The 26,282-nt window shown below is 71.2% G+C and carries 25 protein-coding genes; 16 read left to right on the forward strand and 9 right to left on the reverse strand.

Annotation, left to right across the window (positions count from 1 at the left end; all coding sequences use genetic code 11):
• Window positions 1-106: 106 nt before the first annotated feature.
• The 5 genes from ACWIHT_RS05845 to sucD all read left to right on the forward strand — a co-directional run bounded on the left by ACWIHT_RS05845 (window position 107) and on the right by sucD (window position 4,984).
• Window positions 107-1,219, forward strand: coding sequence for a VWA domain-containing protein (locus tag ACWIHT_RS05845; protein WP_456165968.1), 1,113 nt, complete (start codon window positions 107-109; stop codon window positions 1,217-1,219).
• A gap of 85 nt (window positions 1,220-1,304) precedes the next feature.
• Entirely contained in the window at window positions 1,305-2,222 is a 918-nt protein-coding gene (locus ACWIHT_RS05850) for a hypothetical protein (protein ID WP_456164840.1), read from the forward strand.
• Between the two features lie 79 nt (window positions 2,223-2,301).
• Window positions 2,302-2,487 (forward strand): hypothetical protein, encoded by a 186-nt coding sequence (locus ACWIHT_RS05855; RefSeq protein ID WP_456164842.1) that lies wholly within the window; start codon window positions 2,302-2,304, stop codon window positions 2,485-2,487.
• A 412-nt stretch (window positions 2,488-2,899) separates the two neighbouring features.
• Entirely contained in the window at window positions 2,900-4,078 is a 1,179-nt protein-coding gene (gene sucC, locus ACWIHT_RS05860; protein WP_456164844.1) for an ADP-forming succinate--CoA ligase subunit beta, read from the forward strand.
• A 21-nt stretch (window positions 4,079-4,099) separates the two neighbouring features.
• Entirely contained in the window at window positions 4,100-4,984 is an 885-nt protein-coding gene (sucD, locus tag ACWIHT_RS05865; protein WP_019066811.1) for a succinate--CoA ligase subunit alpha, read from the forward strand.
• Window positions 4,985-5,128: 144 nt separating this feature from the next.
• Here the strand turns inward: sucD and ACWIHT_RS05870 are convergent, their stop codons facing one another.
• Window positions 5,129-6,292: a helix-turn-helix domain-containing protein gene (locus ACWIHT_RS05870; protein WP_456164846.1), complete on the reverse strand. Its 1,164-nt coding sequence runs from the start codon at window positions 6,290-6,292 to the stop codon at window positions 5,129-5,131.
• A gap of 96 nt (window positions 6,293-6,388) precedes the next feature.
• Between ACWIHT_RS05870 and ACWIHT_RS05875 the strand changes: the two genes are divergently transcribed.
• Entirely contained in the window at window positions 6,389-8,140 is a 1,752-nt protein-coding gene (locus ACWIHT_RS05875) for a cell division protein PerM (protein ID WP_456164848.1), read from the forward strand.
• 13 nt (window positions 8,141-8,153) lie between these two features.
• Here the strand turns inward: ACWIHT_RS05875 and ACWIHT_RS05880 are convergent, their stop codons facing one another.
• Window positions 8,154-8,942, reverse strand: coding sequence for a hypothetical protein (locus ACWIHT_RS05880; protein WP_456164850.1), 789 nt, complete (start codon window positions 8,940-8,942; stop codon window positions 8,154-8,156).
• A 305-nt stretch (window positions 8,943-9,247) separates the two neighbouring features.
• Here ACWIHT_RS05880 and purN point away from each other — a divergent pair, with 305 nt between their 5' ends.
• On the forward strand, window positions 9,248-9,877 hold the full coding sequence (purN, locus tag ACWIHT_RS05885) for a phosphoribosylglycinamide formyltransferase (RefSeq protein ID WP_456164852.1): 630 nt from the start codon (window positions 9,248-9,250) through the stop codon (window positions 9,875-9,877).
• Complete coding sequence (gene purH / locus ACWIHT_RS05890) at window positions 9,874-11,439, forward strand: bifunctional phosphoribosylaminoimidazolecarboxamide formyltransferase/IMP cyclohydrolase (protein ID WP_456164854.1); 1,566 nt, start codon at window positions 9,874-9,876, stop codon at window positions 11,437-11,439. The genes purN and purH overlap by 4 nt, the downstream gene beginning before the upstream one ends.
• Before the next feature lie 87 nt (window positions 11,440-11,526).
• On the opposite strand, the gene ACWIHT_RS05895 is transcribed toward purH, so the two are convergent.
• Entirely contained in the window at window positions 11,527-12,195 is a 669-nt protein-coding gene (locus tag ACWIHT_RS05895) for an RDD family protein (protein WP_456164855.1), read from the reverse strand.
• 247 nt (window positions 12,196-12,442) lie between these two features.
• Entirely contained in the window at window positions 12,443-13,075 is a 633-nt protein-coding gene (locus tag ACWIHT_RS05900; protein WP_456164857.1) for a hypothetical protein, read from the reverse strand.
• A gap of 314 nt (window positions 13,076-13,389) precedes the next feature.
• Between ACWIHT_RS05900 and ACWIHT_RS05905 the strand changes: the two genes are divergently transcribed.
• The 6 genes from ACWIHT_RS05905 (at window position 13,390) to ACWIHT_RS05930 (ending at window position 19,033) form a co-directional block, all read left to right on the forward strand.
• Complete coding sequence (locus ACWIHT_RS05905; protein ID WP_456164859.1) at window positions 13,390-14,244, forward strand: bifunctional methylenetetrahydrofolate dehydrogenase/methenyltetrahydrofolate cyclohydrolase; 855 nt, start codon at window positions 13,390-13,392, stop codon at window positions 14,242-14,244.
• Window positions 14,245-14,308: 64 nt separating this feature from the next.
• Entirely contained in the window at window positions 14,309-14,761 is a 453-nt protein-coding gene (locus tag ACWIHT_RS05910) for a DUF3017 domain-containing protein (RefSeq protein WP_019066820.1), read from the forward strand.
• Window positions 14,762-15,055: 294 nt separating this feature from the next.
• Window positions 15,056-15,517: a helix-turn-helix domain-containing protein gene (locus tag ACWIHT_RS05915; protein WP_456164861.1), complete on the forward strand. Its 462-nt coding sequence runs from the start codon at window positions 15,056-15,058 to the stop codon at window positions 15,515-15,517.
• Between the two features lie 128 nt (window positions 15,518-15,645).
• Window positions 15,646-16,830, forward strand: a complete 1,185-nt coding sequence (locus ACWIHT_RS05920; protein ID WP_456164863.1) for a DUF2690 domain-containing protein — start codon at window positions 15,646-15,648, stop codon at window positions 16,828-16,830.
• 326 nt (window positions 16,831-17,156) lie between these two features.
• Window positions 17,157-18,146, forward strand: coding sequence for a malate dehydrogenase (locus ACWIHT_RS05925; protein WP_456164865.1), 990 nt, complete (start codon window positions 17,157-17,159; stop codon window positions 18,144-18,146).
• 143 nt (window positions 18,147-18,289) lie between these two features.
• Window positions 18,290-19,033 (forward strand): hypothetical protein, encoded by a 744-nt coding sequence (locus ACWIHT_RS05930; protein ID WP_456164867.1) that lies wholly within the window; start codon window positions 18,290-18,292, stop codon window positions 19,031-19,033.
• 4 nt (window positions 19,034-19,037) lie between these two features.
• Here ACWIHT_RS05930 and ACWIHT_RS05935 read toward each other — a convergent pair whose 3' ends face one another.
• Window positions 19,038-19,727 carry a siderophore-interacting protein gene (locus ACWIHT_RS05935; protein WP_456164869.1) on the reverse strand — a complete coding sequence of 230 codons (690 nt, stop codon included), beginning with the start codon at window positions 19,725-19,727 and terminating at the stop codon, window positions 19,038-19,040.
• Between the two features lie 41 nt (window positions 19,728-19,768).
• Complete coding sequence (locus tag ACWIHT_RS05940) at window positions 19,769-21,175, reverse strand: MFS transporter (RefSeq protein WP_456164871.1); 1,407 nt, start codon at window positions 21,173-21,175, stop codon at window positions 19,769-19,771.
• A gap of 94 nt (window positions 21,176-21,269) precedes the next feature.
• Between ACWIHT_RS05940 and ACWIHT_RS05945 the strand changes: the two genes are divergently transcribed.
• On the forward strand, window positions 21,270-22,232 hold the full coding sequence (locus ACWIHT_RS05945; protein ID WP_456164873.1) for a LysR family transcriptional regulator: 963 nt from the start codon (window positions 21,270-21,272) through the stop codon (window positions 22,230-22,232).
• Here the strand turns inward: ACWIHT_RS05945 and ACWIHT_RS05950 are convergent.
• Entirely contained in the window at window positions 22,187-23,092 is a 906-nt protein-coding gene (locus ACWIHT_RS05950; protein WP_456164875.1) for a bifunctional helix-turn-helix transcriptional regulator/GNAT family N-acetyltransferase, read from the reverse strand. The two genes, ACWIHT_RS05945 and ACWIHT_RS05950, sit on opposite strands and share 46 nt — an antisense overlap.
• Window positions 23,093-23,324: 232 nt before the next feature.
• Between ACWIHT_RS05950 and ACWIHT_RS05955 the strand changes: the two genes are divergently transcribed.
• On the forward strand, window positions 23,325-24,866 hold the full coding sequence (locus ACWIHT_RS05955; protein ID WP_456164877.1) for an aldehyde dehydrogenase family protein: 1,542 nt from the start codon (window positions 23,325-23,327) through the stop codon (window positions 24,864-24,866).
• 53 nt (window positions 24,867-24,919) lie between these two features.
• Here ACWIHT_RS05955 and ACWIHT_RS05960 read toward each other — a convergent pair whose 3' ends face one another.
• Window positions 24,920-25,678, reverse strand: a complete 759-nt coding sequence (locus ACWIHT_RS05960) for an isocitrate lyase/PEP mutase family protein (protein ID WP_456164879.1) — start codon at window positions 25,676-25,678, stop codon at window positions 24,920-24,922.
• Between the two features lie 79 nt (window positions 25,679-25,757).
• Window positions 25,758-26,255 carry a carboxymuconolactone decarboxylase family protein gene (locus tag ACWIHT_RS05965; RefSeq protein WP_456164881.1) on the reverse strand — a complete coding sequence of 166 codons (498 nt, stop codon included), beginning with the start codon at window positions 26,253-26,255 and terminating at the stop codon, window positions 25,758-25,760.
• Window positions 26,256-26,282: the final 27 nt, after the last annotated feature.

A 26,282-nucleotide genomic window follows, 5' to 3' on the forward strand; every position in this document is an offset into this window, starting at 1 on the left:
GAAGGTCGGCGCGGTGACCGCGAGCGGCCTGGCCGGAGCAGGCGACGTCGGCGGAGTCGCGGATCCGGGCCCGGATCCCGGGCAGGAGCGGTTGCGGCGGTGGCGGATGGTGCTCGGGGGTGACGCGGCCGATGGGACCGGGTGTGCGTTGTCCGGGCGGGACGTCGCGATGGACGGGGCGCTGGCCGCGCTGTACGGCAGGGGGGACAAGGAGCGGGCGGGGAAGGACCGTTCGGCGGGGCTCGGGGCGTCGGCGCCGTCCGTCGCGCGCTGGCTCGGGGACATCCGGACGTACTTCCCCTCCTCCGTCGTCCAGGTCATGCAGCGCGACGCCATCGACCGGCTCGGGCTGTCCGCGCTGCTGCTCGAACCGGAGATGCTGGAAGCGGTCGAGGCCGACGTGCACCTGGTCGGCACGCTGCTCTCCCTGAACAAGGCGATGCCGGAGACCACGAAGGAGACGGCACGGGCGGTGGTGCGCAAGGTCGTCGAGGACCTGGAGAAGCGGCTCGCCACTCGCACCCGGGCCACCCTCACCGGCGCCCTGGACCGCAGCGCCCGTATCAACCGGCCGCGCCACCACGACATCGACTGGAACCGCACGATCGCGGCCAACCTCAAGCACTACCTGCCCGAGTACCGGACGATCGTGCCCGAGCGGCTGATCGGCTACGGGCGGGCGTCCCAGTCCGTGAAGAAGGAGGTCGTCCTCTGCATCGACCAGTCCGGATCGATGGCCGCGTCCGTCGTCTACGCCTCCGTGTTCGGGGCGGTGCTCGCGTCCATGCGGTCGATCGACACCCGGCTCGTCGTCTTCGACACGGCGGTCGTCGACCTCACCGACCAGCTCGACGACCCGGTGGACGTGCTCTTCGGGACCCAGCTCGGCGGCGGTACGGACATCAACAGGGCGCTCGCGTACTGCCAGTCGCAGATCACCCGGCCCGCGGAGACGGTGGTCGTGCTGATCAGCGACCTCTACGAAGGGGGGATACGGAACGAGATGCTCAAGCGGGTCGCGGCGATGAAGGCGTCGGGGGTGCAGTTCGTGACGCTGCTCGCGCTGTCCGACGAGGGGGCGCCGGCGTACGACCGCGAACACGCCGCCGCGCTGGCCGCGTTGGGGGCGCCGGCCTTCGCCTGTACGCCCGACCTGTTCCCGGAGGTGATGGCGGCGGCGATCGAGAAGCGGCCGTTGCCGATACCGGACACCGCCTGACTAACCGGCATCGGTGGTGATGAACGGGCTTGTGGGACAGGGGGGTTGTACGTCCCCGAGCCGCCCGTGCAAGGATCGTCGCCTCATGATCTGGCCCGCTGCCGCGATACCCGGTGCCGCCCTGTGCGTGACGCGTACAACGGTTGGGCGGCGTGTGCTGCAATTGGCGCTGCTGGTGGGCGGGTTGTTCGCGGTCGGGTTGCTGTGTGGGGGACAGGCGCAGGCGGCGGACGGGGGTCTGGGCACGCCGGTGAGTGTCGGTAGGCCGGGGATTCCGGTGGTGGCTTCGGCGGTGAAGCCGGTTCCGGTTCCAGTGCCGGTCCAGGTTCAGGTGCCTGTTCTTGCTCCGGTACTGGCTCCGGTACTGGCTCCGGTAGTAGATCCGGTACTGGATCCGGTGGTGGCTCCCGTCTCGGACACCGTGGAGCGGGTCGTGCGGCCCGTGAGTGACGTGGTGACGAAGACGGTGACCGCGGTGTTGGCCGAGGCGCATTCGTTGCCGTCGCTGCCCACCTTTCCCACCTTTCCCTCGCCGCCCACCTTGCCCTCGGTCCCCGTGGTGCCGAGTCGACCCGTGCCCCCGGTCCAGGAGCCTCCGGCGCACACCGCGCCGGTGGCGGTGCCGACGCCCGTCCGGTCGGCTCCGCGGCCATCGGGTGATGGGCATAGTTCGGATGTGAGGCCCGCCGAGGCGGCCTTAGGCACCGGCGTGACGTACGGGCCGCGTGTCGCCGGCGACGAGGTGGGCGCCGTAGGGCATGCGGTCGTACGTCATGCGCCGTCCGTCAGGCGCGCTCCGGCGCATCAGGCGCCCAGTGGTGACCCGGACGGCGCCCCGCGTGATCAGCAGGCGGTGGACGGCGGTGGGGCGCGGCACTGTGACGCGCAGGCCGTGACGTTGGGCAACAGGGTGGCCGTGCGGTTCGTGCGCGGTGTCGCCGAGGGTGCGGACGCGGCGGAGACCCGGGACAGGTACCGGGACGTTCCCGTTTTCCCGGGCTAGGCAGGCCCTTTCCGGCAGTTGAGCTGCCCGGAATGTCGCCATGTCCCCTTTCCGTGATGCCTGAGGAACCGACGCACGCATGAGCACCCGTATGAACCAGAACACCGACATCGACATCGACGTCACCCCGGCCGAACTCCGACGACGGCTCGTCGATGCCGTGGTCTCCGTCCCGAGCGGGTCGAGGGTCAGGGCCGCCGCCGCCATTCAGGGCGCGCGGGCCGCACGCACCGTTCGTACCCGGACCGTCCGGCACTGGGAGTAACAGACTCCGTGAGGCAGTGACCCCGGACGGCCGGATGCCGTCGGTCTGTCCGGGGCGCGTCTCGCGGTAGGGGGTCCCGCCGGGCCAGCCCCAACCCGGCGGGACCCCGCTCGAAGGATCCGCCCGATGGATCCGCCCGATGGATCCGCCCGGAACGACCCGCCCGGGCGACCGCCCGTAAGCCTCGTTCGCGGCACTCCGTGTCACGGATTCCGGCATCATGTGACAGGTATCACCGCTCAGGTGTGACCCTCGATTTAGGGGCCCCCTGCAAGCAGCGATAACCTGCGAGACGGACATGCCGCGCGCTCGGTCACCGTGTGCGCCTCCCTTGTGACAGCGGACGTCACGTTGCCCTTCGCGGCACGCCCACGCATCCAACGAACCGCGAGATCACTGAGGACGGAAGCGCGTGGACCTGTTCGAGTATCAGGCGAGGGACCTCTTCGCCAAGCACGATGTACCGGTGCTGGCCGGTGAAGTCATCGACACGCCTGAGGCGGCCCGCGCAGCCACAGAGCGTCTCGGTGGCAAGTCCGTCGTCAAGGCCCAGGTGAAGGTCGGCGGCCGTGGCAAGGCGGGTGGCGTGAAGCTCGCCGCCACCCCGGACGAGGCCGTCGCGCGTGCGACGGACATCCTCGGCATGGACATCAAGGGCCACACGGTCCACAAGGTGATGATCGCCGAGACCGCGCCCGAGATCGTCGAGGAGTACTACGTCTCGTACCTCCTCGACCGCACCAACCGCACCTTCCTCGCCATGGCGTCCGTCCAGGGCGGCGTGGAGATCGAGGTCGTCGCGGAGGAGAACCCCGAGGCGCTCGCGAAGGTCCCGGTCAACGCCAACGAGGGCGTGAGCATCGAGAAGGCCCGCGAGATCGTCGCGCAGGCGAAGTTCCCGGCCGACGTCGCCGAGCAGGTCGCCGAGATCCTGGTGACGCTGTGGGACACCTTCGTCAAGGAGGACGCCCTCCTCGTCGAGGTCAACCCGCTCGCCAAGGTCAAGTCCGGCAAGGTCCTCGCCCTCGACGGCAAGGTCTCGCTGGACGAGAACGCCGAGTTCCGTCAGCCGGAGCACGAGGCGCTGATCGACCACGACTCCGCCAACCCGCTTGAGGCCGCCGCCAAGGCGAAGAACCTCAACTACGTCAAGCTCGACGGCGAGGTCGGCATCATCGGCAACGGCGCGGGTCTCGTCATGAGCACCCTGGACGTCGTCGCGTACGCCGGTGAGAACCACGGCGGCGTGAAGCCGGCCAACTTCCTCGACATCGGCGGCGGCGCGTCCGCGGCCGTGATGGCGAACGGCCTGGAGATCATCCTGGGCGACCCCGACGTCAAGTCGGTCTTCGTCAACGTCTTCGGCGGCATCACCGCGTGCGACGAGGTCGCCAACGGCATCGTGCAGGCGCTTCAGCTGCTCGCGGACAAGGGCGAGGACGTCACCAAGCCCCTCGTCGTCCGCCTCGACGGCAACAACGCCGAGCTGGGTCGCAAGATCCTCTCCGACGCCAACCACCCGCTGGTCCAGCGCGTGGACACCATGGACGGCGCGGCCGACAAGGCCGCCGAGCTCGCGGCTGCGAAGTAAGGGACGAGGGACAAAACAGCCATGGCTATCTTCCTCACCAAGGACAGCAAGGTCATCGTCCAGGGCATGACCGGCTCCACGGGCATGAAGCACACCAAGCTCATGCTGGCGGACGGCACCAACATCGTCGGTGGCGTCAACCCCCGTAAGGCCGGCACGTCCGTCGACGTCGACGGCACCGAGATCCCGGTCTTCGGCACGGTCGCCGAGGCGATCGAGAAGACGGGCGCGAACGTATCCGTTCTCTTCGTGCCGCCGGCCTTCTCTAAGGCCGCCGTCGTCGAGGCGATCGACGCCGAGATCCCGCTCGCGGTCGTCATCACCGAGGGCATCGCCGTCCACGACTCGGCCGCGTTCTACGCGTACGCGGTCGCGAAGGGCAACAAGACCCGGATCATCGGCCCGAACTGCCCCGGTCTCATCACCCCGGGCCAGTCGAACGCCGGCATCATCCCGGGCGACATCACGAAGCCGGGCCGTATCGGCCTGGTCTCGAAGTCCGGCACGCTGACGTACCAGATGATGTACGAGCTGCGTGACATCGGCTTCTCGTCCGCCGTCGGCATCGGTGGCGACCCGGTCATCGGCACCACGCACATCGACGCGCTCGCCGCGTTCGAGGCCGACCCCGACACCGACCTGATCGTGATGATCGGTGAGATCGGCGGCGACGCGGAGGAGCGGGCCGCGGACTTCATCGCGAAGAACGTGACCAAGCCGGTCGTCGGTTACGTCGCGGGCTTCACCGCGCCCGAGGGCAAGACGATGGGCCACGCCGGTGCCATCGTCTCGGGCTCGTCGGGTACGGCTGCCGCCAAGAAGGAGGCCCTTGAGGCCGCGGGCGTCAAGGTCGGCAAGACGCCGACCGAGACGGCCAAGCTGGCGCGCGAGATTCTGGCCGGCTGAATTTCCTAGCTGCACGTCGATGGGCTCGCTCCGTGGGTTGGAGCGGGCCCATCGGTGCGTTGTCGGCTGCGGGTGCGTTGGGGCTGGTCGCGCAGTTCCCCGCGCCCCTAAAAAACTTCTGCCCGCTGTTTCTTTTTGGGGCACCTATCGACTCAACGGACGCAGCCTTTCCGGCCCCACGGTCATCCCGTGCCGCAGACGGTCACGGAGCTGGATCTCCCCCTCCGACAACGCCCCCTGCACCACCCGCGCAGGCACCCCCTCCACCCGCTGTCCCAAAGGAACCGGCGGCTCATAGTGCGTCGGCGCCGTGCGCAACGTGAGCGTCGTCGCGCCGATGATGGTGACGGTGAACGCGATCGCCGCCCGGGTCCAGAACACGGTTCGGCGTTCACCCACGAAACGGACCACCGGCGGCTTGGCCGCGTGCAGCCGCCCCGTGGAGGCCAGTTCGGTCAGGCGTCGGTGCAGTTCGGTCGGGTCGGACAGGTCGGGGAGCCGCGCGGCGATCGCCTCGCGGGCGTGCAGCAGCCGGTTCGCCGCGGCCGGCGTGCTCGCCTCCGTCTCCGCCGCCATCTCCGCGAGCCCGAGCCCGACACCGTCGTAGAGGAGGAGGGTCCGGCGGTACGACGGGGGGAGCTTGAGGAGGGCGGTGAGCAGGGCGCGGTCGGCGGGGGCCGGGGGTGGGGGCTCCGGGTGGCGGTATCTGGGGCGGAAGCGGTGCCAGGGGGAGAGGGCGTACTCGTACGCCACCGACCGCACCCAGCCGGCCGGGTCGCGGTCGACCGCCACCTCGGGCCAGCGCTGCCACGCGGTCTGGAAGGCGCGCTCGACGGACTCCCGTGCCAACTCGCGCCGCCCGGTCAGCAGATAGGTCTGCCGTACGAGGGAGGGCGCGCAGAACGCGTAGAGCGCGTCGAAGGCCTGAGCGGGGGTCAGGGGGGTGGGAGTCAGGGGGGCGGGCGCCGGATCCGGCGGCGGATCCGTGTGCGGTACGGGGATCTCGACCACGACGATGTCGGCGTGAGGAGACTCCGGTCGAGCGTCCGGCACCGTCTCCTCCACCTCGGCTACATCCACCTCTGCCTCTTCCACTGCGAGGGTGTCCTCGGCCAGGTCGTTGAGCAATTTCGCGTACGCCTCGCGTTTCCGGCCGCGCGGTGTGGTGCTGCCGGTCTCCCACGCGCGTACCGTCGCGCGGCTGACGCCCACCCGCTCGGCGAGCTGAGCCTGCGTCAGGGACGCGGCCTCGCGCAGCCGTCGGCGTTCCTTGGGCGGCGGGAGCGGGGTTGCAGGGGTCTGCGTCACCGGATGCCCCTTCGTACGAAAAAGTACATAAATGTATATTGGGCGACACTTCGGAGGTTCGCCTGTTACGACGAGAAAGCGCGTGTCGTTGGGAGCATGGCGGTCGTGATGCCGATGACCCACCGCCGACCGTCGTTGTCGCCCCTCCTCACCCGGATGCGCGACCGATCCCCCGGACTGGCCGCCAGCCTCTTGGGTGGCGCGGTCGCGGCCGGGCTCGGTCTCGGTTCGTTCGCCGTGCTCGTGATGGTGCTGTGGATCAGCTCGCCGTACCCCGACAGCGGACCCGGCGGCGCCCTGCACATGGCCGCCGCGCTCTGGCTCCTCGCGCACGGCGTCGAACTGGTCCGCACCGACACCCTCTCCGGAATCCCCGCCCCCGTGGGCGTGACCCCGCTGCTCCTCCTCGTCCTGCCGGTCTGGCTGCTGCACCGGGCGGCCCGGGACGCGGTGCTGGGCGGGGGAGACGACGAGACCGGCACCGACATTCCGCCGGTCCCCGCCCGCACCGCCTGGACCGGTGTCGCCCTCGGCTACCTCGCCGTCGGCACCGCCGCCGCGCTCTACGCGTCCGGCGGCGAACTCGCCCCCTCCTGGAGCTGGACGGCGGTGTGCCTCCCGCTGCTCGCGGCGGGCGCGGCCGGTTCCGGCGTGTGGACGGCGTACGGGCGCCCGCGTGAACCCGTGTTGAGCGTGCTGGTCCTGTTGCCGGCCGGGCTGCGGCGGCTCGTCCTCGGCCCGGAGGCCCGCGAGTCCCGGGACCGGATCGGCACCGCGTTGCGCGCCGCCGGTATCGGCACGGCGGTGTTCGTCGGGGGCGGCGCGCTGCTGCTCACGGCGTCACTGGTCTGGCACGGCGGCGCGGCGCAGACGTCGTTCCTGCGGCTGACGGAGGCTCTGTCGGGCCGGTTCGCGGTCCTGTTGCTCTGCCTCGCGCTGATCCCGAACGCGGCGGTCTGGTCGGCGGCCTACGCCCTCGGCCCCGGCTTCGCGCTCGGCACCCACCACACGGTGGACCCGCTCTCCTCGGCCCCGGCCCCGCTGCTCCCGCCGTTCCCGCTCCTCGCGGCGGTCCCGGACGCGGGCACCGGAACCCCGCTGAACTGGCTGGCGGGACTGGTGCCGCTGGCCGCCGGGGTGCTGGTCGGGTGGTTCGTGGCACGGGTCGCGGTGGGGCAACGGGCCGACGGTGAGGGCCAGTTGACGAAGTCGGGGGGCACCGGCGGTCCGGCGACACCCTGGCGGCAGGGCCGCACCGCCGCCACCGCGCTGCTCGCCGCCGCCCTGTGCGCCGTGGCGCTGGCGCTGTTCGCGGAGTTGTCGGGCGGTCCGCTCGGGGGTGCCGCGCTCGCCCGGTTCGGGCCGGTGTGGTGGCAGACCGGGGTCGCCGCGCTGGGGTGGCTCGCGGTGGTCGCGGTCCCCACGGCGCTGGGGCTGCGGGCTTGGCGACTGCGCGAACCCAGGGCGCCGAAGCCGACGATCGGGAAGCCTCGGGGCGGTGCGGAGCAGGTGCCGGACGCTCCGGAAGGACGCCGGTTCCTGAAGTCGTTCACCGCTGCCCGGAGTTGGTTCACCCGCGGACGCAAGCAGGCGGCACCGACACTCCCGCTCCCCGTCGACCAGCCGTACATCGCCTACGACCACGATCCGACGTTCGACCCGTACGACTTCCTGCCCGCCGATGTCCCGTCGGAGCCCTCGCTCACCCCCTGGTACGACAACGCCTCCCGCGAGGCCCGCTGGGCGGTCCTGAGGGAGGCGTCGACTCCACTGGAACACCCGGAACACCCGGAACACCCGGAAGACGCGGAACCCGCGGACGAGCCCGAGTCGTCTGGGCCCAACTGACCGGCGGCGTCCGTCAGTTGGCGGTGCCCAGCAAGCCCCGCAGGTCCTTCGGCAGCAGCTGGTTGCAGGACTGCTTCGCCTCGTTCGTCAGAGCGTCGTTCGTGCAGGTGTAGAAGTCCTTGTAGGCCAGCTGCGCGACGAACATCGCGGCGACCAGGGCGATGGCGAGGGACGCGGTGACCAGGCCGCTCACCGCCGCCGTCGTCTGGGGGCGGCCGGGTGCCTCGGGTGCGGCCGGGGTGTCCGGGTCGGTGGTGCGGGGCTTGGCGCGCAGCGCGCTGCCGCCCCAGTAGAGGGCCAGCGCGCCGAGCAGCAGGGCCACGTACGGCCAGCTGAAGAGGGCGAAGAAGAAGGCCCACATGCCGCTCAGCAGGGCGTAACGGGCGCGCCGCTGGGCCGGGTCCGTCGGGTCCCAGCGCATGCCCTGGCCGGGGCCGGGGCCGCTCGGGCCCTCGGAACCGCCGCCCGGTCCGCCCTGTCCGCCGGGCCGGTCGCCGAAGCCGCCCTGGGAACGCCCCGGCTGCCGGTCGCTCCACTGACTGCCCCACGGCGAACGACCGCCGTCGCTCCGCGGGGTGTCGCCGTCCTCGCCACCCTCGGGGCGCCGGGGCTGCCACGGCCGGTCCGGGGTGCCCTCGGGCGGCGGGGCGAACGGATTGTCGTCCTGACCCGCACCGCTCTGTCCCTCCGAGGGCGCGTCGGGCGGCGACGAGGGCCGCTCCCGGAGCAGCACGGTGCCGCGCTCCCCTCCCTGCGACGACTGCGGGGGGAACGTGAGGAGTCGGGGACTGCGGTCCGGCATCAAGTGAGCGTCTTCCCCTTGTTGGATACGTCCCTGTTGGATACGTCTCTGTTGGTGCGTCTTTCCGACATGAGCTGTCACTTCGTGAACGCCTCGCACGACAGCCGCGTTCCCGAACCCGCTCTCCCGAGACGCTACCTTCCGGCCACGCCCCCGTCCCGTGGGGGCTGTCCGGTGTGCCGGTATCGTTGCTGACGGTCGGCCGCTTCGTAGACTTCCCCGTATCCCGGGGCGGGAAGCATTCGTATGAATGCACGAACCGGGCCGACCGCACGCACCCCGCTCCCCCGAGAAAGGGCCCCGCCGTGGCCGCCAAGCCCGTGGCCAAGCGCCTTGTCGTGCTGGTCTCCGGTTCCGGTACGAACATGCAGGCGCTGCTCGACGCCATCGCGACCGAGGGCGACGCGGCGTACGGAGCCGAGATCGTGGCCGTGGGCGCGGACCGCGAGGGCATCGAGGGCCTGGCCCGCGCCGAGCGCGCCGGGCTGCCCACCTTCGTGTGCCGGGTCAAGGACTTCGCGACCCGTGAGGAATGGGACGCGGCGCTGGCCGGGGCGACCGCGGCGTACGAGCCCGATCTGATCGTGTCGGCCGGGTTCATGAAGATCGTGGGCAAGGAGTTCCTCGCCCGCTTCGGCGGCCGGGTCGTGAACACGCACCCCGCCCTGCTGCCCAGTTTTCCGGGGGCCCACGGCGTACGGGACGCGCTCGCGTACGGCGCCCGGGTCACCGGCTGCACCGTCCACTTCGTCGACGACGGCGTCGACACCGGGCCGATCATCGCTCAGGGCGTGGTCGAGATCCGGGACGAGGACGACGAGAGCGCTCTGCACGAGCGCATCAAGGAAGTCGAGCGAAGGCTGCTCGTCGATGTCGTGGGGCGGCTGGCCCGCAACGGCTATCGCATCGAGGGACGAAAGGTAGTTATCCAGTGACCGCCGAGAGCAACAAGCGAGCCATCCGACGGGCGCTCGTCAGCGTCTACGACAAGACCGGTCTCGAAGAGCTGGCGCGCGGCCTGCACGAGGCGGGCGTCGAACTCGTCTCCACGGGCTCCACGGCCGCCCGTATCGCCGCCGCCGGTGTCCCGGTCACCAAGGTCGAGGAGCTGACCGGTTTCCCCGAGTGCCTGGACGGCCGGGTCAAGACCCTGCACCCCAAGGTGCACGCGGGCATCCTCGCCGACCTGCGGCTTGAGAGCCACCGGCAGCAGCTCGACGAGCTGGGTGTGGCCCCCTTCGACCTGGTGGTCGTCAATCTGTACCCGTTCCGGGAGACCGTCGCCTCGGGCGCCTCTCCCGACGAGTGCGTCGAGCAGATCGACATCGGCGGCCCCTCCATGGTCCGCGCCGCCGCCAAGAACCACCCCTCGGTCGCGGTCGTCACCAGCCCCGCGCGCTACGCCGACGTCCTGAACGCCGTACAGACCGGCGGCTTCGACCTCACCACCCGCAAGCGGCTCGCCGCGGAGGCCTTCCAGCACACGGCGTCGTACGACGTGGCCGTGGCGAGCTGGTTCGCGAGCGCCTACGCGCCGGTCGACGACTCCCAGTTCCCCGACTTCCTCGGCGGCACCTGGGAGCGCGAGAACACCCTGCGCTACGGCGAGAACCCGCACCAGCCGGCCGCGCTCTACGTCGACGCCTCGGGCGGCGGTCTCGCGAAGGCCGAGCAGCTGCACGGCAAGGAGATGTCGTACAACAACTACACGGACACGGACGCCGCGCGCCGTGCCGCGTACGACCACGCCGAGCCCTGTGTCGCGATCATCAAGCACGCCAACCCCTGCGGTATCGCGGTCGGTTCGGACGTCGCCGAGGCGCACCGCAAGGCGCACGCGTGTGACCCGCTGTCGGCGTTCGGCGGGGTGATCGCCGTCAACCGGCCGGTCAGCAAGGAGCTGGCCGAACAGGTCGCCGAGATCTTCACCGAGGTCATCGTCGCGCCGGACTACGAGGAGGGCGCGCTCGAAGCCCTCGCCAAGAAGAAGAACATCCGGGTGCTGAAGGCCCCGGGCGGTCCGTCGAACACGGTCGAGTTCAAGGCGATCGACGGCGGGGCGCTGCTCCAGGTCACCGACCGGCTCCAGGCCGACGGCGACGACCCGGCCAACTGGACGCTGGCGACGGGCGACGCGCTGTCCGAGGCCGAGTTGGCCGACCTCGCGTTCGCCTGGAAGGCCTGCCGCGCGGTGAAGTCCAACGCGATCCTGCTGGCCAAGGACGGTGCCTCGGTCGGCGTCGGCATGGGCCAGGTCAACCGCGTGGACTCCGCGAAGCTGGCGGTCGAGCGGGCGGGTGCCGAGCGCGCGCAGGGTTCGTTCGCGGCCTCGGACGCCTTCTTCCCGTTCCCGGACGGGCTGGAGATCCTCACCGCGGCCGGCGTCAAGGCCGTTGTCCAGCCCGGCGGTTCGGTCCGTGACGAGCTGGTGGTCGAGGCCGCGAAGAAGGCCGGCGTCACGATGTACTTCACGGGGACGCGGCACTTCTTCCACTGAGGTCGCCCGGTGGTATGCCCTTCCATACGGCTCAGGGCCGTGCCCCCGTTTCGTCGGGTGGCACGGCCCTGAGCCGTATGGGGACCGTCAGTTCTGGATGACCATCGTGCCCGCGGCCTTGTCGTGCCAGCCCTGCTGGCGGCCGGACTTGTCCCAGAACGGGGACAGGAAGACGACCAGCTCGCCGATGCCGCAGGCGAGGCTGCCGACCATCGGGATGACCCAGCGGATGAGCGACGAGCCCAGACCCGGCTTCTGGCCCGTGTCGGCCTTCACCACGCGGACGCCGACGGCCATCTTGCCCAGGGTCGCGCCCACCAGACCGACCATCAGCCACTCGTAGAGCAGGTTGCAGATCGTCAGGACGCCGATGACCGCGCCGACCGCGGCCACGACGTGACTGGCGGCGTTGTCGACGCAGGACTGGTAGTCGGTGGCGTTCGGGTCGCAGTCGCTGAAGGCGCTGATCGAGCCGGCGACGCCCGCCAGGGAGAGCACGAAGTAGACGACGCTGACGATCAGTATGTCGATCAGGCGGGCGCCCAGACGCCGGCCCATCGAGGCTATGCGCGGGGCGCCGGGCATACCGGGGCCGCCCGGGTAGCCGGGCTGCTGGGGGAAGCCGTAGCCGGGCTGGCCGCCCTGCGGATAGCCGTAGCCCTGCTGCGGGGGCTGCTGGGGATAGCCGTAACCGGGCTGGCCCTGCTGGGCGTTCTGGGGCTGCCCGTAAGGGTTGTTGGGATCGCCGAAGCTCATGGCGAGGTTCCTCCGTTGCACTGTCTCAGCTGGGGACGATGCGGGTTGCGCGGAGGAACGTCGTTGCTTGAGCGGTTTTCCCCCCGAACATGAACCGCGGTACTGCGCCGCTCATGCTCGTGGGGGTGATCACTTTTTGTCCAGTTGGAATCTTCATGTGTTGTGTAAGCGAAACATCAATTTCGTTTGGCGACCGAATGTGTTCGCTTGCTTTTCTGGGTCTCTTCTTCAGCGGCGCGGGCTCTGCTCAGTGGCGTGGACGCGCGAACCAGGCCGTACCGCTCGCGACCATCGGGGCCGCCGTGATGACCACGCCGAAACCGACCCAGAGCAGCGCGTAGAGGACCGCCGCGGCCGGTCCGCTGTCGAGGGCGAAGATCAGGAAGACGAAGCCGACGAGCGTGCCGAGCGCGCCGTAGACCACCGTGGTCACGCGGATGCCCTGGCCGCCGCGGCCGAACTTGACGCCCAGCGTGATGGACAGGGCGGCGAAGCCGAGACTGACGAGCCCGATGAACACGAGGAGCGCGGCCACCGCGTGACCGGCGTCGTCGACCGACTTCAGCGGGACCACGGAGGTGGCGTCGTCCGTCACGTCGCTGACGAAGGCGCCGACGTAGATCCAGGCCAGCCCGGCCAGGATCTGTGGCGCGGAGATGATGAACAGGAAGACACGGGCCGTCATGAGCAGCCCGGGCATCGACGGCGCGGGCATCATCGCGCTGCCCGGGTAGCCGTAGCCGTAGTCATGTCCGGCGTACGGCTGTTGCTGGGGATAGCCGTAGGTGTAGCCGGGCGCGGTGGGGGGCTGCTGGGGCGGCTGTGACGGCTGGGGCGGCTGTCCATACGGATACGGGTTGTTCGGGTCGCCGAAACTCATGGCGTCTCTCCTCCGTCTGCCTCTGACGAGTGCGGGGACGGCGTGCGGCACCGACTGGAGGAAAGCCCTGTGGAGCAAGTTGATCTAGTTGATCTAGTGGAGCAAGTGGATCAAGCGGTTGGTGTGGTTGGTGCGGATGGTACGGACGCGCTGCGTTCCCCCGGTACTGCACGCGGCACTGTGTCCCCATGGTTCTGGAGGCGGCTGCCGCCGTCCAGTGGAATTCCACATATTGCGTATATTCCGCATGTTCCGTATGGGTTGTGGAGACGGCTGATTGGAATCGGGGCCCGGTCATCCGCGAGGATGGGGTCATGAGCGCCCAGATTCTCGATGGCAAGGCCACCGCAGCCGCGATCAAGTCCGATCTGACCGCCCGCGTGGCGGCGCTGAAGGAGAAGGGCGTCACGCCCGGCCTCGGCACGATCCTGGTCGGGGACGACCCCGGCAGCCAGAAGTACGTCGCCGGAAAGCACCGCGACTGCGCACAGGTGGGCATCGCCTCCATCCAGCGCGAACTGCCCGCCACCGCGACGCAGGAGGAGATCGAGGCCGTCGTCCGCGAGCTGAACGAGGACCCGGCCTGCACCGGCTACATCGTCCAACTCCCGCTCCCCAAGGGCATCGACGAGAACCGCATCCTGGAACTCATGGACCCGGACAAGGACGCCGACGGCCTCCACCCGATGAACCTCGGCCGCCTCGTCCTCAACGAGCCCGCCCCGCTGCCCTGCACGCCGAACGGTGTGCTGACCCTGCTGCGCCGCTACGGCGTGGAGATCAAGGGCGCCGAGGTCGTGGTCGTCGGACGGGGCGTCACCATCGGCCGCCCGATGCCGCTCCTGCTCACCCGGCGCAGCGAGAACGCCACGGTGACCCAGTGCCACACCGGCACCCGTGACCTCTCCTCGCACCTCAAGCGCGCCGACATCATCGTCGCCGCCGCCGGTTCCGCCCACCTGATCCGGCCCGAGGACGTGAAGCCGGGCGCCGCCGTCCTCGACGTCGGGGTCTCGCGCAACGCCGACGGCAAGATCGTGGGCGACGTCCACCCGGGCGTCGCCGAGGTCGCCGGCTGGATCTCCCCGAACCCCGGCGGAGTCGGCCCGATGACCCGCGCCCAGCTGCTCGTCAACGTGGTCGAGGCGGCGGAGCGCAGTGTCGCCTGACAGCAAGGGACCGGTGAGCAAGGAACCGGCGAGCAAGGAACCGGTGAGCAAGGGGACGGACGCCGTGGACGACATCGAGGTGACGGACCCCGTCAGCGCCCCCGGCGCCGACGGCGTCCCGCGCCGCACCACCCGCCGCTTCCCCCTCTTCACGCGGGACACCGCCCGCCCCGAGGGCGGCGGCCGGGCCGCGTCCGGCGCCGCCCCGGCCCCGGCCCGCCAGTGGCCGATCCTCGCGGTGCTCGGCACGGTCGGCCTCGGCCTCCTGCTGACCGCCTTCGACGTCTTCCGCTACGGCACCCTGCTCATCGGCGCCGCCCTGCTGGCCGGTGCCGTCCTGCGCTGGGTGCTGCCGGACGTCGGCATGCTCGCCGTCCGCTCCCGCTTCACGGACGTCGTCACCTACTGCGTGCTCGGCCTCGCGATCGTCCTGCTGGCGATGATGGCGCAGCCGAAGCCGTGGCTGGTCATCCCGTTCCTCAAGGACACGCTGCACTACACGGTCAACACCAGCTGACAGCCGGTCGGTTCACGACTTCGGTTCACTTCGGTTCACGACATCGCTTCACGACACACGACGGCGGCCCGTCCCCTCCCCCGAGCAGGGACGCGCCGCCGTCTGTGTTCCAGCGTGCCGCGCCATGAGCGGGCTGTTCAACGGCTGTCAGCGCGCTGTGGCAGGGAGGTGACCGTTTCGCTACGCGCTCCGCACCCCGCCGCGACGAGGGAACCGTTCCCCTTCCGGTGTCGTCATTTCGCTCGGAACGGGCAAGTGGGGCGGGCTGGCGAGCGGGCGGGCGGTGGGGGAGCGATGAGCGGCTGGCAGCCGCTGCCGGACGATCTGCCGGCGGAGGTACGGCACTTCGTGGAGCAGCTGCGCCTCCTCAAGGACCGCACCGGACTGAGCCTGGTAGCGCTCGGTGCGCGCACCGCGTACAGCAAGTCCTCCTGGCACCGCTATCTCAACGCCGGCCAGCCGCCGCCCCGGCAGGCCGTGGTCGCCCTGTGCCGGATCGCGGGCGCCGATCCCGAACGCATCGGTGTGCGCTGGGAGTTGGCGGTCCAGGCCTGGCCCCGCCCGGTCACCGTCCCGGAGAAGGCGGCGGGCGGGGACGAGTACCGGGACGATCCGACCCTGCCCTGGTGGGACACGCCGCCCGAGAAGGGGGACCGAGGGCCCGGCGGACGACTGCTCCGGTACGCGCTGGCGCTGCTGTTTCTGATGCTTCTCATGCTTCTCGTGACGGTCGCGGGAGCCGTCGTGCTCGGGTGAACGTCGGTATGTGTCCGGTGTGTCGATGTATTGACAAGTTTGCGGATTTGCAACGAACTCGACCAACAACCGCGTTAGCGTGGGCAATTCAGGGCAGAGGGGGGAAAGCAATGCCTCGTTGGAGGGCCTTGCCGGATGAACTCGATCCGCAGGTCAAGGAGTTCGCGGGCCAGTTGCGCCGGCTCGTGGACCGCAGCGGCCTGAGCGTGGCGGCGCTGGCCGACCGCACGGGCTACAGCAAGACGTCCTGGGACCGCTATCTCAACGGCCGGCTCCTCGCGCCGAAGGGCGCGATCGTCGCCCTCGCGGAGGTCACCGGCACCCATCCCGTCCATCTGACCACGATGTGGGAGCTGGCCGAACGGGCCTGGAGCCGTTCGGAGATGCGGCACGACATGACCATGGAGGCGATGCGGATCTCCCAGGCGCGCGCCGCGCTCGGCGAGTTCGGGGCGCCTCCGACCAACGCACAGAGCGGCAAGGCCGAGGGCGGCAAGACCGAGGGCCGGAAAGCCGACGGTGGCAAGACGGCCCGCAAGGGCGGCAGTGTCACCGCGACCCCGGGGATCGCGGGCCCGGCGGGGGTGTCCCCGACGGTGCCGCCGCAGCCGGCGGCGCCCGAGCCCGACGTACGGGAAGGTGCCTCGCAGGTCGGCAACTCGTGGGGGCTGGCCGGGTATTCGGGGCCGGGGCAGGGGCAGTCCGGTGGCGGGGCGGTGCGGCCGGGGGTCGGGCGGGTGCCGGAGGTTCCGGTGCCGCACGGCGAGCTGCCGCGGGCGCCCCGGCCGGGGCCGCCGGACGGACTGGCCGGTGCCAGGCGGCGGTTGCTGATGTTCGGTGCCGGGGTCGTCGGGGTTGTGGTCGTGATCGCGGCCGTGTTCCTGTTCACCCGCCACGGCGGCGGGGACAAGAAGACGACCGCCACGCACACCTCGGCCTCGCCGTCCGTCAGCACGAACCCCGACCTGCCGGCCGGAGTGAAGTGCGCGGGCGCGGGCTGTACCGGCAAGGACGCCGAGGCGATGGGCTGCACCACGGACGCGGGCGCGGCGACGACCGCCAAGACCGCGACCGTCGGCACGACCGTCGTCGAGGTCCGCTACAGCAAGACCTGCGGCGCCGCCTGGGGCCGGATCACCGCCGGAGCGCAGGGGGACTCCGTCCAGGTGAGCGCGGGTACCGCCAAGGAGACCGACAGCATCACGGCGATCGGCGACAACATCGCCTACACCCCGATGGTGGCGGTGCGGGACGCGGGCGAGGCGAAGGCCTGCGTGACGCTCGCGTCGGGACAGAAGGGGTGCACGACCTAGAGCGCGTAGGGCGTGTATGTGGGGATTCGGTGAACGTGTGGAATGCCCGTCCCGGATCGGGGCAGGCGGTCATCACCCCCACGGGAGTCCGGATCCCCGGTCCCCCCACGGCGGTCGTCCGGTGTTCCTCTCCCGAGCCGGACGGCCGCCTTTTCCATGTCCCGATCCGGGTGCTGTGGGGTGGGCCACACGGACCCGGGAGCCCGGGATCGCCGATGCGCGATAGCCTGACTGGTGGATCTCTTGACGCCAAGAGATCGATCATTTGTACGTCCCGCACCCCGGGGCAGTGCCGCCCCACCGCCAGCTGTCATACGGAGAACGCCATGACCCGCACTCCCGTGAACGTCACCGTCACCGGCGCGGCCGGCCAGATCGGTTACGCCCTGCTCTTCCGCATCGCCTCCGGCCAGCTGCTCGGCGCGGACGTGCCGGTCCGGCTGCGTCTCCTGGAGATCACCCCGGCGCTCAAGGCCGCCGAGGGCACCGCGATGGAGCTCGACGACTCCGCGTTCCCGCTGCTCCAGGGCATCGACATCACGGACGACCCGAACGTCGCCTTCGACGGCACCAACGTCGCCCTCCTCGTCGGCGCCCGCCCCCGCACCAAGGGCATGGAGCGCGGTGACCTGCTCTCCGCCAACGGCGGCATCTTCAAGCCGCAGGGCAAGGCCATCAACGACAACGCGGCGGACGACATCAAGGTCCTCGTCGTCGGCAACCCGGCCAACACCAACGCGCTCATCGCGCAGGCCGCCGCCCCGGACGTACCGGCCGACCGCTTCACCGCGATGACCCGCCTGGACCACAACCGCGCGCTGACCCAGCTCGCGAAGAAGACGGGCACCACGGTCGCCGACATCAAGCGGCTGACCATCTGGGGCAACCACTCCGCCACCCAGTACCCCGACATCTTCCACGCCACGGTCGCCGGCAAGAACGCCGCCGAGACCGTGAACGACGAGAAGTGGCTGGCCGAGGAGTTCATCCCGACCGTCGCGAAGCGCGGCGCCGCGATCATCGAGGCCCGTGGCGCGTCCTCCGCGGCCTCCGCCGCGAACGCGGCCATCGACCACGTCCACACCTGGGTCACCGGCACGGCCGACGGCGACTGGACCTCCATGGGCATCCCGTCGGACGGCTCCTACGGCGTCCCGGAGGGCCTCATCTCCTCCTTCCCGGTCACCACGAAGGACGGCGTCTACGAGATCGTCCAGGGCCTGGACATCAACGAGTTCTCCCGCGCCCGCATCGACGCGTCGGTGGCGGAGCTGGAGGAGGAGCGCGAGGCGGTCCGCGCCCTCGGCCTCATCTGAGCCACCCCGAGGGGCCGTTCGCCACGGCTCTGTCACGGGCTTGCACGGGCCCTGTTCCGGTTCTTCACCGGAGCGGGGCCCGTCCCCTTTTCCGCCGCTAACTTCTGAAGCAGTACGTGGTGCGGTGATTCGGGGGGTTCGTGATGAGCGGTTGGGACGACTTCGGGGCGCGACGCGGGCCGAGCGAGGAGAGCGGACAGGCGGTCTGGTCGGCGTGGTCGACGGCGGAGACCCAGACCTCACTGATCCCGCCGCCCTGGGTGTCACCCCCCGCTCCCGCCCCCGCTCCCGTGCCGGTTGTTTCCGGCCGCCGCGCCTGGCGGTCGGTGCTCGTGCTCACCGCCACGGTCGTGCTAGGCGCGGGCGCCGGCGCCGGCTTCTGGTACGTCACCCAGGACCGCGCCGCCGCTCATGACCACCAGGTGACCGCGGCCCGGTCCTCCTATCGCACCACCCAGGACCCCACCGGCTACACCGTCGAGATCCCCCGCGACTGGACCCGCGCCCAACGGCAGGGCGCCAAGGCCCCGGTGATCTCCTACGACTCCCCGGACGGCACCCGCCGCCTACAGATCTTCCGCGTCTCCGAGCCCTCCCCGGCCGAGTCCCTGGACCTCGCCGAGCACGCCCCCGGCTACGGCTTCGCCCGCCAGCCCGGCTACCGGGTCCTCGGCCGTGCCTCTGGTCCCACCTGGGCCGAACTCACCTACCGCTACGACGACTTGGGCCACGGCGCCCGCCGGGTGATCGACCACCGCTTCACGGCGGCGGACGGCTCGCTCTACGCGATCCACGTCAGCGGCCCGGAGCCCGTGTCCCCCGCCCTGATCAGGGACCCGCTCAACGAGGCGGTGGCCTCCTTCTGCCCGGCGGGGGCGCCATGCTGACGGACTACTCCAGCCCCCGCTTCCCCGGCGCCCAGAACGGCTTGGTGAGGACGGACCTCCGGTCCCAGCCCAACTCCCTTACGAGCAACTGCCGTACGGCCTGCACGGTCCGGGCCTCCCCGGCGACGTAGGCGATCCCGTCCGGCTCGGGGGCGAGGCGCCGCACCGCGTCCGGGAGTGAAGTCCCGCCCCTGGTCAGCCAGTTGAGCCGGTCGGAGTGCGTGAGCGGCAGCCGGTCCGCGGCCGACTCCGTCTCTACGACCCCGGAGATCCGCGCCCCCTCGGGCAGCGCGGCCAGCATCGCGCCGAAGGCGACGGAGGCCGTCTCCTCGCCGACGAAGACGTGGTGGGCGGCCTCGGGGCGGAGCGTGAAGGTGCCCTCGGGCTTGCGCAGCCGCACCTGCTCCCCGACCCCGACGCTCTTCCCCCAGCGGGCCCCGGGCCCGCCCTCGGAGTGGTCCAGCACGCACAACTCGACGGCGCCGGACGGGTCGTGGCGCCAGACGGAGTACGTGCGCAGAGTGAGCCCGCCGACCAGGACGCGTACCTGCTGGCCGGGCCGGACGTCGAGTCCGGCGAGGGCCTCGCCCTCGACGCGCAGTCGGCGCATCCGGGCGGTGATCGGTTCGGCCGCGGTGACGGTGGCGCGGAGGGTCAGCAGGTCGAGGACGGGATTCAGGAGGGCGGCGGGCACGGAGGCTCCTCAACTGGGCGGTGCGTGAGGGGAGTTGACGATCACACGCGACGGGATGAACGCGATAGTACGCGTTTCCCGCCGGACGCGATAGTGCGTGTGGCGGTCCGCTCGCGGTGCCCGAGAACCACAACTGCCGTCGCCGCGAGGACGATCAGGGCCACCGTGCGCAGCGCCGGGCCCATGCCGTCGGCGAGGTCGGGATGGGCGGCCAGGATCGTACCGGTGACCGCGACGCCGAGGGCCGCGCCGAGTTCGCGGGCCGAGGTGGCGAGACCGGAGCCGAGGCCCGTCCGGTGCGGCGGCAACGAGGTGACGACACCGACCGTGAGCGCGGGCATCGACAGCCCGGTGCCCGCCGAGATCACCAGCAGCCAGCAGGCGTACGTCCAGTAGGGCGTGCCCGCGTCGGCGGTGGACGCGCCGAGCAGGCCCAGGCCGATGAGGGCGAGACCGGTGCCGATGACGGGACGCGGGCGGTGCGACCAGCGGACGGCGAGTTTCGGGACGAGGGCCATGCCGATCGTCAGCGGCACGATCGCGACACCGGTGAGGGCGGCGCCGTAGCCCTTGATTCCTTGCAGGTACTGGGAGTTGACGTAGAAGAGGGAGAACAGGCCGAAGAAGCCGGTGGCCGTGCCGAGGGTGGCCGCGCGGAGGGTGGGGGAGGTGAACACGCGCGGGTCCAGGAGCGGGGTGCGGGAGCGTAGGGCGTGCAGGGTGAAGGCCGGGACGAGTACGGCGCCCGCCGTGAAGGCCGTGATGATGCGCGGGGAGGTCCAGCCGTAGGTCGGGCCCTCGATGATGCCGAAGAGGACGGCGACCAGGCCGGTGGTGAGGAGGAGTGTGCCGGTGGGGTCGAGGTTGGCGTGCGCGGAGCGTTCCGTGCGGGGGGTGGTGAGGGCGACCGCGAGGGCCAGCAGGGCGGCCAGCGGGACCATCGCCCCGAACAGGGCGCGCCAGGACAGGAATTGACCGACCAGACCGCCGCCGAGGTTCCCGGCGAGACCGCCGAGGCCGAGGGAGAGGGTCCAACTGCCCATGGCGCGGGCCCGGTTCTCCGGGGCGGAGAGGTGGACGAGGATCGACATCGTCGCCGGGGTGATCAGCGCCGCGCCCGCGCCGGACAGGCCACGGCCCGCGATCAGTGTCGCCGGGTTCTGGGCGAGCGCGCTGGTGGCGGCGCCCGCCGCGAACAGGGCGAGACCGGCCAGCAGCGCGCCCTTGCGGCCGTGCCGGTCGCCGAGCGCGCCGGCCGGGATCAGGAGTCCGGCGAACACGATGACGTACGCGTCGACCGTCCACAGGAGTTCGGTGTGCGAGGGGTGCAGGGAGGACGAACTCAGCTGCGGGATCAGGAGGTTGATGGCGGCGACCATGCTCTGCGCGACCAGGACACAGGCGCAGAGGGCGAGGAGGGTGGACCGTTTCAGGGCGGGCGCGGGCATGGCTCCTCCGGGGAGCTTCGGTGTGGTGGGGGATGCCCTGTCACCGTAGGCTCGGCGGTGACCTGCTTTCCAGTGCAACCTTTGCAAGGGGCGAATGCGTGTGACGCAATCCGGTGCCGGAGGGCTGGACCTCAATCTGCTGGTCGCGTTGGACGTGCTGCTTGAGGAGCAGAGCGTGCAGGGCGCCGCCCGGCGGCTGCATCTCTCCGAACCCGCCATGAGCCGAACCCTGGGCCGGATCCGCAAGGCGCTCGGCGATCCCGTGCTGGTCAGGGCCGGGCGCCGGATGGTGCCCACCCCGCACGCGCTGGCCGTACGGGCCGAGGTGAGCGCGGTCGTGGAGCGGGCGCGGGCGCTGTTCGCGCCGGGCCGGGACACCGACCTCAGGGCCGTCAGCCGGACGTTCACGATCATCGGACACGACGCGCTCGCCGCCCTCTATGGCGCCCGACTGTTCGCGCGGGCCGCCGCGGAGGCACCGGGCATCCGGATCCGCTTCCTCGCCGAGAGCCATGTCGACGCGCCCGTCCTGCGGCAGGGGACCGCCGACCTGGAGGTCGGTGTCGTGGACGCGACGGCGCCCGAGGTGCACCACGAACTCCTCCACGAGGACCGGATGGTCGGCGTCGTCCGGGCCGGACACCCGCTGTTGGAGGGGGAGTTGACGCCGGAGCGGTTCGCGGGCGAGGCCGACCACCTGATCGTCTCGCGGCGCGGCAGGCTGCACGGTCCCGTCGACGCCGCGCTCGCCGAACTCGGCCTGGAACGCCGGGTGGTGGGCACCGTCGGCACCTTCCCGGCCTCGCTGTTCGTGGTCCGCGACACCGACCTGATCGGCCTGATCAGCCACTGGACCGTGCCGTTGGCCGTCACGCTGGGCCTCGTCACCTTCGACGTACCGTTGCGACTCCCCGCCCTGAAGCTGGGGTTGGCCTGGCATCCACGGCATGACGCCGACCCGGCGCACGCGTGGTTGCGGGCCTGCGTGCGGGAGTTGCTGGGGGAGGCGGGTCAGCGGGCGCCGGACAGCCGCTTCTCGAACCAGTGGGACGCGTAGACATGGTCCACATAGGCCGGGATCTCCACGTACCCGCACGCCCGGTACATCGCCCGCGCCTCCGTGAGCGTCGCGTGCGTGTCGAGTCGTACGACGGTGAAGTCGTGGGCCGCGGCGGCGAGTTCGAGCGCGGTCAGGATGCGGCGGGCGAGGCCCAGACGGCGGGCGTCGGGGTGCACCCAGACGTGCCGGATCTCGCCGACCCCGGGCTCCAGCGTGCGCAGCGCCCCGCAGCCGACCGGCCGCCCCTCCTCGTACGCGACGAAGAACGCGCCCGCGTCCCCGGTGACCTCCTCCGGCCGTACGAGATCGGTCTTGTCGAAGCCCTCGGGGAAGCGGGCGTCGATGTCGGCGGCGTAGGCGTCGAGGCAGCCGCGGGCGTCCTCGGCGGCGCTGTCGACCGGCGTGATCGTGATGCCGGCCAGCCGGAGGAGGCGTCGGGTGGTGGCCAACGCCCGGGTCAGTTCGGCGCGTTGGGGTGTGCTGAGGGTGTCGAGGAGACCGGCCGCGAGCGCGTCGGCGCGGCGGTGCTGCTCCTCGACCTCGACACGTCCGGCCGGAGTCAGCTCGATCAGGCGCAGCCGGGTGTCGTGCGCGGGCACGGTCAGCCGGACCAGGCCCTGCGCCTCCAGGGACTTCGCCATCCGGCTCAAGTAGCCCGCGTCCAGGGCGAGTCGGCCGCGCAGCTCCCGCAGGGAGACGCCGTCACCGATCTCGAAGAGCAGGCGGGCCTCGCCGAGCGGACGGTCCTGGCCGAGGTAGTGGTCGTCGAGGGCGCCGATACGGCGGGTGAAGTAGCGGTTGAAGCGACGGAAGGCGGCGATGTCGTCGGGCGACGCCGATTCCGTTGCGCTGTCCATATGGGGCTCCGTACTTCTTCATCGGGCTCGATATTTCTTTGACTTTAGTCAAAGGAGTGGCCGGAGTCGAGTGTGTGGTGGTGCGGCTTTTGTGCCCTTGATCAGTGATCTGGCCCACTTCGGCCATGGATCGCGCATGCCTGCGGACGTTCCGGGCAGGCGCTCGCGGTCCCCGGGCGCGACAGTGGGGTGACGCCGGGGCGCCGAACAGGAACGGAAGGCACAGCCGATCATGGCCGACACGACGGAACAGCGGGCGGGCAAGACCATTCACGTGGGCGGGGAGTGGCTGGACGCGCTCTCCGGAGCCACCCGCGAGATCATCGACCCCGCGGACGCGCTGCCCTTCGCCGTGGTCGCGGAGGGCGACGAGAAGGACACCGACATAGCCGTGGCCGCCGCCCGCGCCGCCTTCGACGGCGGTGAGGGCGGCTCTGGTGAGGGGGTTTGGCCGCGCACACCCGTCGCCGAGCGGGCCGCCCTGCTCCGCCGTGTCGCCGACCTGCTGGTGCGCGACCGCGAAGAACTCGGTCTGCTGGAGAGCCGGGACGCGGGCAAGACCGTCGAGGAGGGCCGGATCGACATCGACTGTGTCGCCGACGCCTTCCGCTACTTCGCCGACCTCGTCGCCGCCGAGGCCCCCGGCCGGGTCGTCGACGCGGGCACACCCGACGTCCACAGCGTCGTCGTGCACGAGCCGGTAGGCGTCTGCGCCCTGATCACCCCCTGGAACTACCCGCTCCTCCAGGCGAGTTGGAAGATCGCGCCCGCCCTCGCGGCCGGCAACACCTTCGTCGTCAAGCCCAGCGAGATCACCCCGCTCACGACGATCGCCCTCATCGACCTGCTCGTCGAGGCGGGACTTCCGGCCGGTGTCGCCAACATCGTCACGGGCCCCGGCCACTCGGTCGGCGCCCGCCTCGCCGAGCACCCGGACGTCGACCTCGTCTCCTTCACCGGCGGCCTGGCCAGCGGCACCAAGGTGGCACAGGCCGCCGCCGCGACCGTCAAGAAGGTCGCCCTCGAACTCGGCGGCAAGAACCCCAACGTCGTCTTCGCCGACGCCTGCGCCACCGAGGAGGACTTCGACACCGCCGTCGACCAGGCCCTCAACGCGGCCTTCATCCACAGCGGCCAGGTCTGCTCGGCGGGCGCCCGGCTCATCGTCGAGGAGACCGTCCGGGAACGCTTCGTCGCCGAACTCGCCCGCCGCGCCGCGAGGATCCGCATCGGCCGGGGCACCGAGGACGGCGTCGAGTGCGGCCCGCTCGTCTCCGAGCAGCAGCGCGCGAAGACCGAGTCGTACGTCGCCGGTGCCCTCGCCGAGGGCGCGGTGCTGCGCTCCGGCGGCAGGCGCCCCGAGCCCTCCGCGACCCGCCCCGCCACCGGCTACTTCTACGAGCCGACCGTCCTCGACCAGTGCCACCGCGAGATGGCCGTCGTACGCGAGGAGGTCTTCGGACCGGTCCTCACCGTCGAGACCTTCCGCACCGAGGACGAGGCGGTCGCGCTCGCCAACGACACCGAGTACGGCCTCGCCGGCGCCGTCTGGACCGCCGACGCGGGCCGCGCCCGCCGCGTCGCCGGACGGCTGCGGCACGGCACCGTCTGGATCAACGACTTCCACCCCTATCTCCCGCAGGCGGAGTGGGGCGGCTTCGGAAAGAGCGGTGTGGGACGGGAGTTGGGCCCCGCCGGACTCGCCGAGTACCGCGAGGCCAAGCACGTCTACCAGAACCTGGCGCCGAGGCCGGTGCGCTGGTTCGCGGGCTGAGGCCACCGACCCAGTTGGTTCACCGCCCCAGTTGGCTCACCGCCCCAACCGGCTCACCGCATCGGTCGGTTCACCGTCTCCTGCCGCTCGCGGCGCTTCAGCTCGGCGGCCATTCCCTGGAGTGCGCGTGCCGCCCACCGCTGGAGCCCCGGCCCGAACGTGACGCGCGTGGCCCCGAGTTCACCGAGTTCGGTGGGTGAGGGGCCCTCGCCGTCCGGCCGCGCGAACACGTTGAGCGGCCCCTGGATGCCGGAGCGCAGCAGCGGCAGCACGGCCGTCGGAGCACTGATCGGATAGACGCAGTCCGCACCCGCCGCGACATACAACGCGGCCCGCTCGATGGCCCGTTCGGGACTGCCGTCGCCGTGCAGGAAGGTGTCGACGCGCGCGTTGATGAACAACGCGTCCGCCGCCACCGCCCGCACCTCGGCGAGCCAGTCCGCGTGCCGCCGTGGGTCCTTGAGGACACCCCCGTTGGAGTCCTCAAGGTTGCACCCCACGGCTCCCGCCTCCAGAAGCCGTTCCACCAGCTCCTTCGGCGCGAGTCCATAGCCGCCCTCGACGTCCGCCGACACCGGCACGTCCACGGCCCGCGCGATCCGCGCGACCGCCGCGAACATCTCGTCCGCCGGAGTCGCCCCGTCCTCGTACCCCAGCGAGGCGGCGACCCCGGCACTGGGCGTGGCGAGCGCCGGGAACCCGGCGTCCACGAACACCCGCGCGCTGGCCGCGTCCCAGGGCCCCGGCAACACCAGCGGGTCCCCGGGAAGCCGCCTCCGGTGCAGCCACCGGAACACCTCGACCCCGCTCACCGTCGGCAACCCCCGCGCTCGACACGGCGGTTGACCATCGCCCGGTTCCGGCGGCCGTCCAACAGCCGTGTCCGCGAGGTCACTTGTGCTGTCCCGCCTTGTAGTGCCCCGGTACCATCCGCGTGCTCACGCCGAACCGGTTCCACGCGTTGATCACCGTGATCGCGGCGATCAGCTGGGTCAGCTCGGCCTCCTCGAACCGCTCCGCGGCCCGGTCGTACACCTCGTCCGGCACGAAGCCGTCCGTGAGGACGGTGATCGCCTCGGTCAGCTCGATCGCCGCCAGCTCCTTCTCGGTGTAGAAGTGCCGCGACTCCTCCCACGCCCCGAGCTGGATGATCCGCTCCACGCTCTCGCCCGCCGCGAGCGCGTCCTTGGTGTGCATGTCGAGGCAGAACGCGCAGTGGTTGAGCTGCGAGGCGCGGATCTTCACCAGCTCAAGCAGCGTCGGGTCGAGCCCCCGGCGGGCCGCCGCGTCGAGGCGGACCATCGCCTTGTAGACCTCGGGGGCGTGCTCGGCCCAGTTGAGACGGGGGCTGTGCTCAGGGGCGTAAGGAGCTTCTTGTGCTGTGGTCATGTCTCGACCCTAGAAGCCAGGCAGCCC

The sequence above is a fragment of the Streptomyces sp. NPDC002276 genome (assembly GCF_053891435.1).

Excerpts from the sequence above, each read along its gene's own strand:
- ACWIHT_RS05930 (WP_456164867.1), top strand. The coding sequence starts at position 18,290 with ATGAGCGGTTGGGACGACTTCGGGGCGCGACGCGGGCCGAGCGAGGAG.
- ACWIHT_RS05895 (WP_456164855.1), bottom strand. The coding sequence starts at position 12,195 with ATGAGCTTCGGCGATCCCAACAACCCTTACGGGCAGCCCCAGAACGCC.
- ACWIHT_RS05845 (WP_456165968.1), top strand. The coding sequence starts at position 107 with ATGGTGCTCGGGGGTGACGCGGCCGATGGGACCGGGTGTGCGTTGTCC.
- sucD (WP_019066811.1), top strand. The coding sequence starts at position 4,100 with ATGGCTATCTTCCTCACCAAGGACAGCAAGGTCATCGTCCAGGGCATG.
- ACWIHT_RS05875 (WP_456164848.1), top strand. The coding sequence starts at position 6,389 with ATGGCGGTCGTGATGCCGATGACCCACCGCCGACCGTCGTTGTCGCCC.
- ACWIHT_RS05955 (WP_456164877.1), top strand. The coding sequence starts at position 23,325 with ATGGCCGACACGACGGAACAGCGGGCGGGCAAGACCATTCACGTGGGC.
- ACWIHT_RS05900 (WP_456164857.1), bottom strand. The coding sequence starts at position 13,075 with ATGAGTTTCGGCGACCCGAACAACCCGTATCCGTATGGACAGCCGCCC.
- ACWIHT_RS05905 (WP_456164859.1), top strand. The coding sequence starts at position 13,390 with ATGAGCGCCCAGATTCTCGATGGCAAGGCCACCGCAGCCGCGATCAAG.
- ACWIHT_RS05940 (WP_456164871.1), bottom strand. The coding sequence starts at position 21,175 with ATGCCCGCGCCCGCCCTGAAACGGTCCACCCTCCTCGCCCTCTGCGCC.
- ACWIHT_RS05850 (WP_456164840.1), top strand. The coding sequence starts at position 1,305 with ATGATCTGGCCCGCTGCCGCGATACCCGGTGCCGCCCTGTGCGTGACG.
- ACWIHT_RS05915 (WP_456164861.1), top strand. The coding sequence starts at position 15,056 with ATGAGCGGCTGGCAGCCGCTGCCGGACGATCTGCCGGCGGAGGTACGG.
- ACWIHT_RS05880 (WP_456164850.1), bottom strand. The coding sequence starts at position 8,942 with ATGCCGGACCGCAGTCCCCGACTCCTCACGTTCCCCCCGCAGTCGTCG.
- ACWIHT_RS05855 (WP_456164842.1), top strand. The coding sequence starts at position 2,302 with ATGAGCACCCGTATGAACCAGAACACCGACATCGACATCGACGTCACC.
- ACWIHT_RS05925 (WP_456164865.1), top strand. The coding sequence starts at position 17,157 with ATGACCCGCACTCCCGTGAACGTCACCGTCACCGGCGCGGCCGGCCAG.
- ACWIHT_RS05965 (WP_456164881.1), bottom strand. The coding sequence starts at position 26,255 with ATGACCACAGCACAAGAAGCTCCTTACGCCCCTGAGCACAGCCCCCGT.
- ACWIHT_RS05950 (WP_456164875.1), bottom strand. The coding sequence starts at position 23,092 with ATGGACAGCGCAACGGAATCGGCGTCGCCCGACGACATCGCCGCCTTC.
- ACWIHT_RS05945 (WP_456164873.1), top strand. The coding sequence starts at position 21,270 with ATGCGTGTGACGCAATCCGGTGCCGGAGGGCTGGACCTCAATCTGCTG.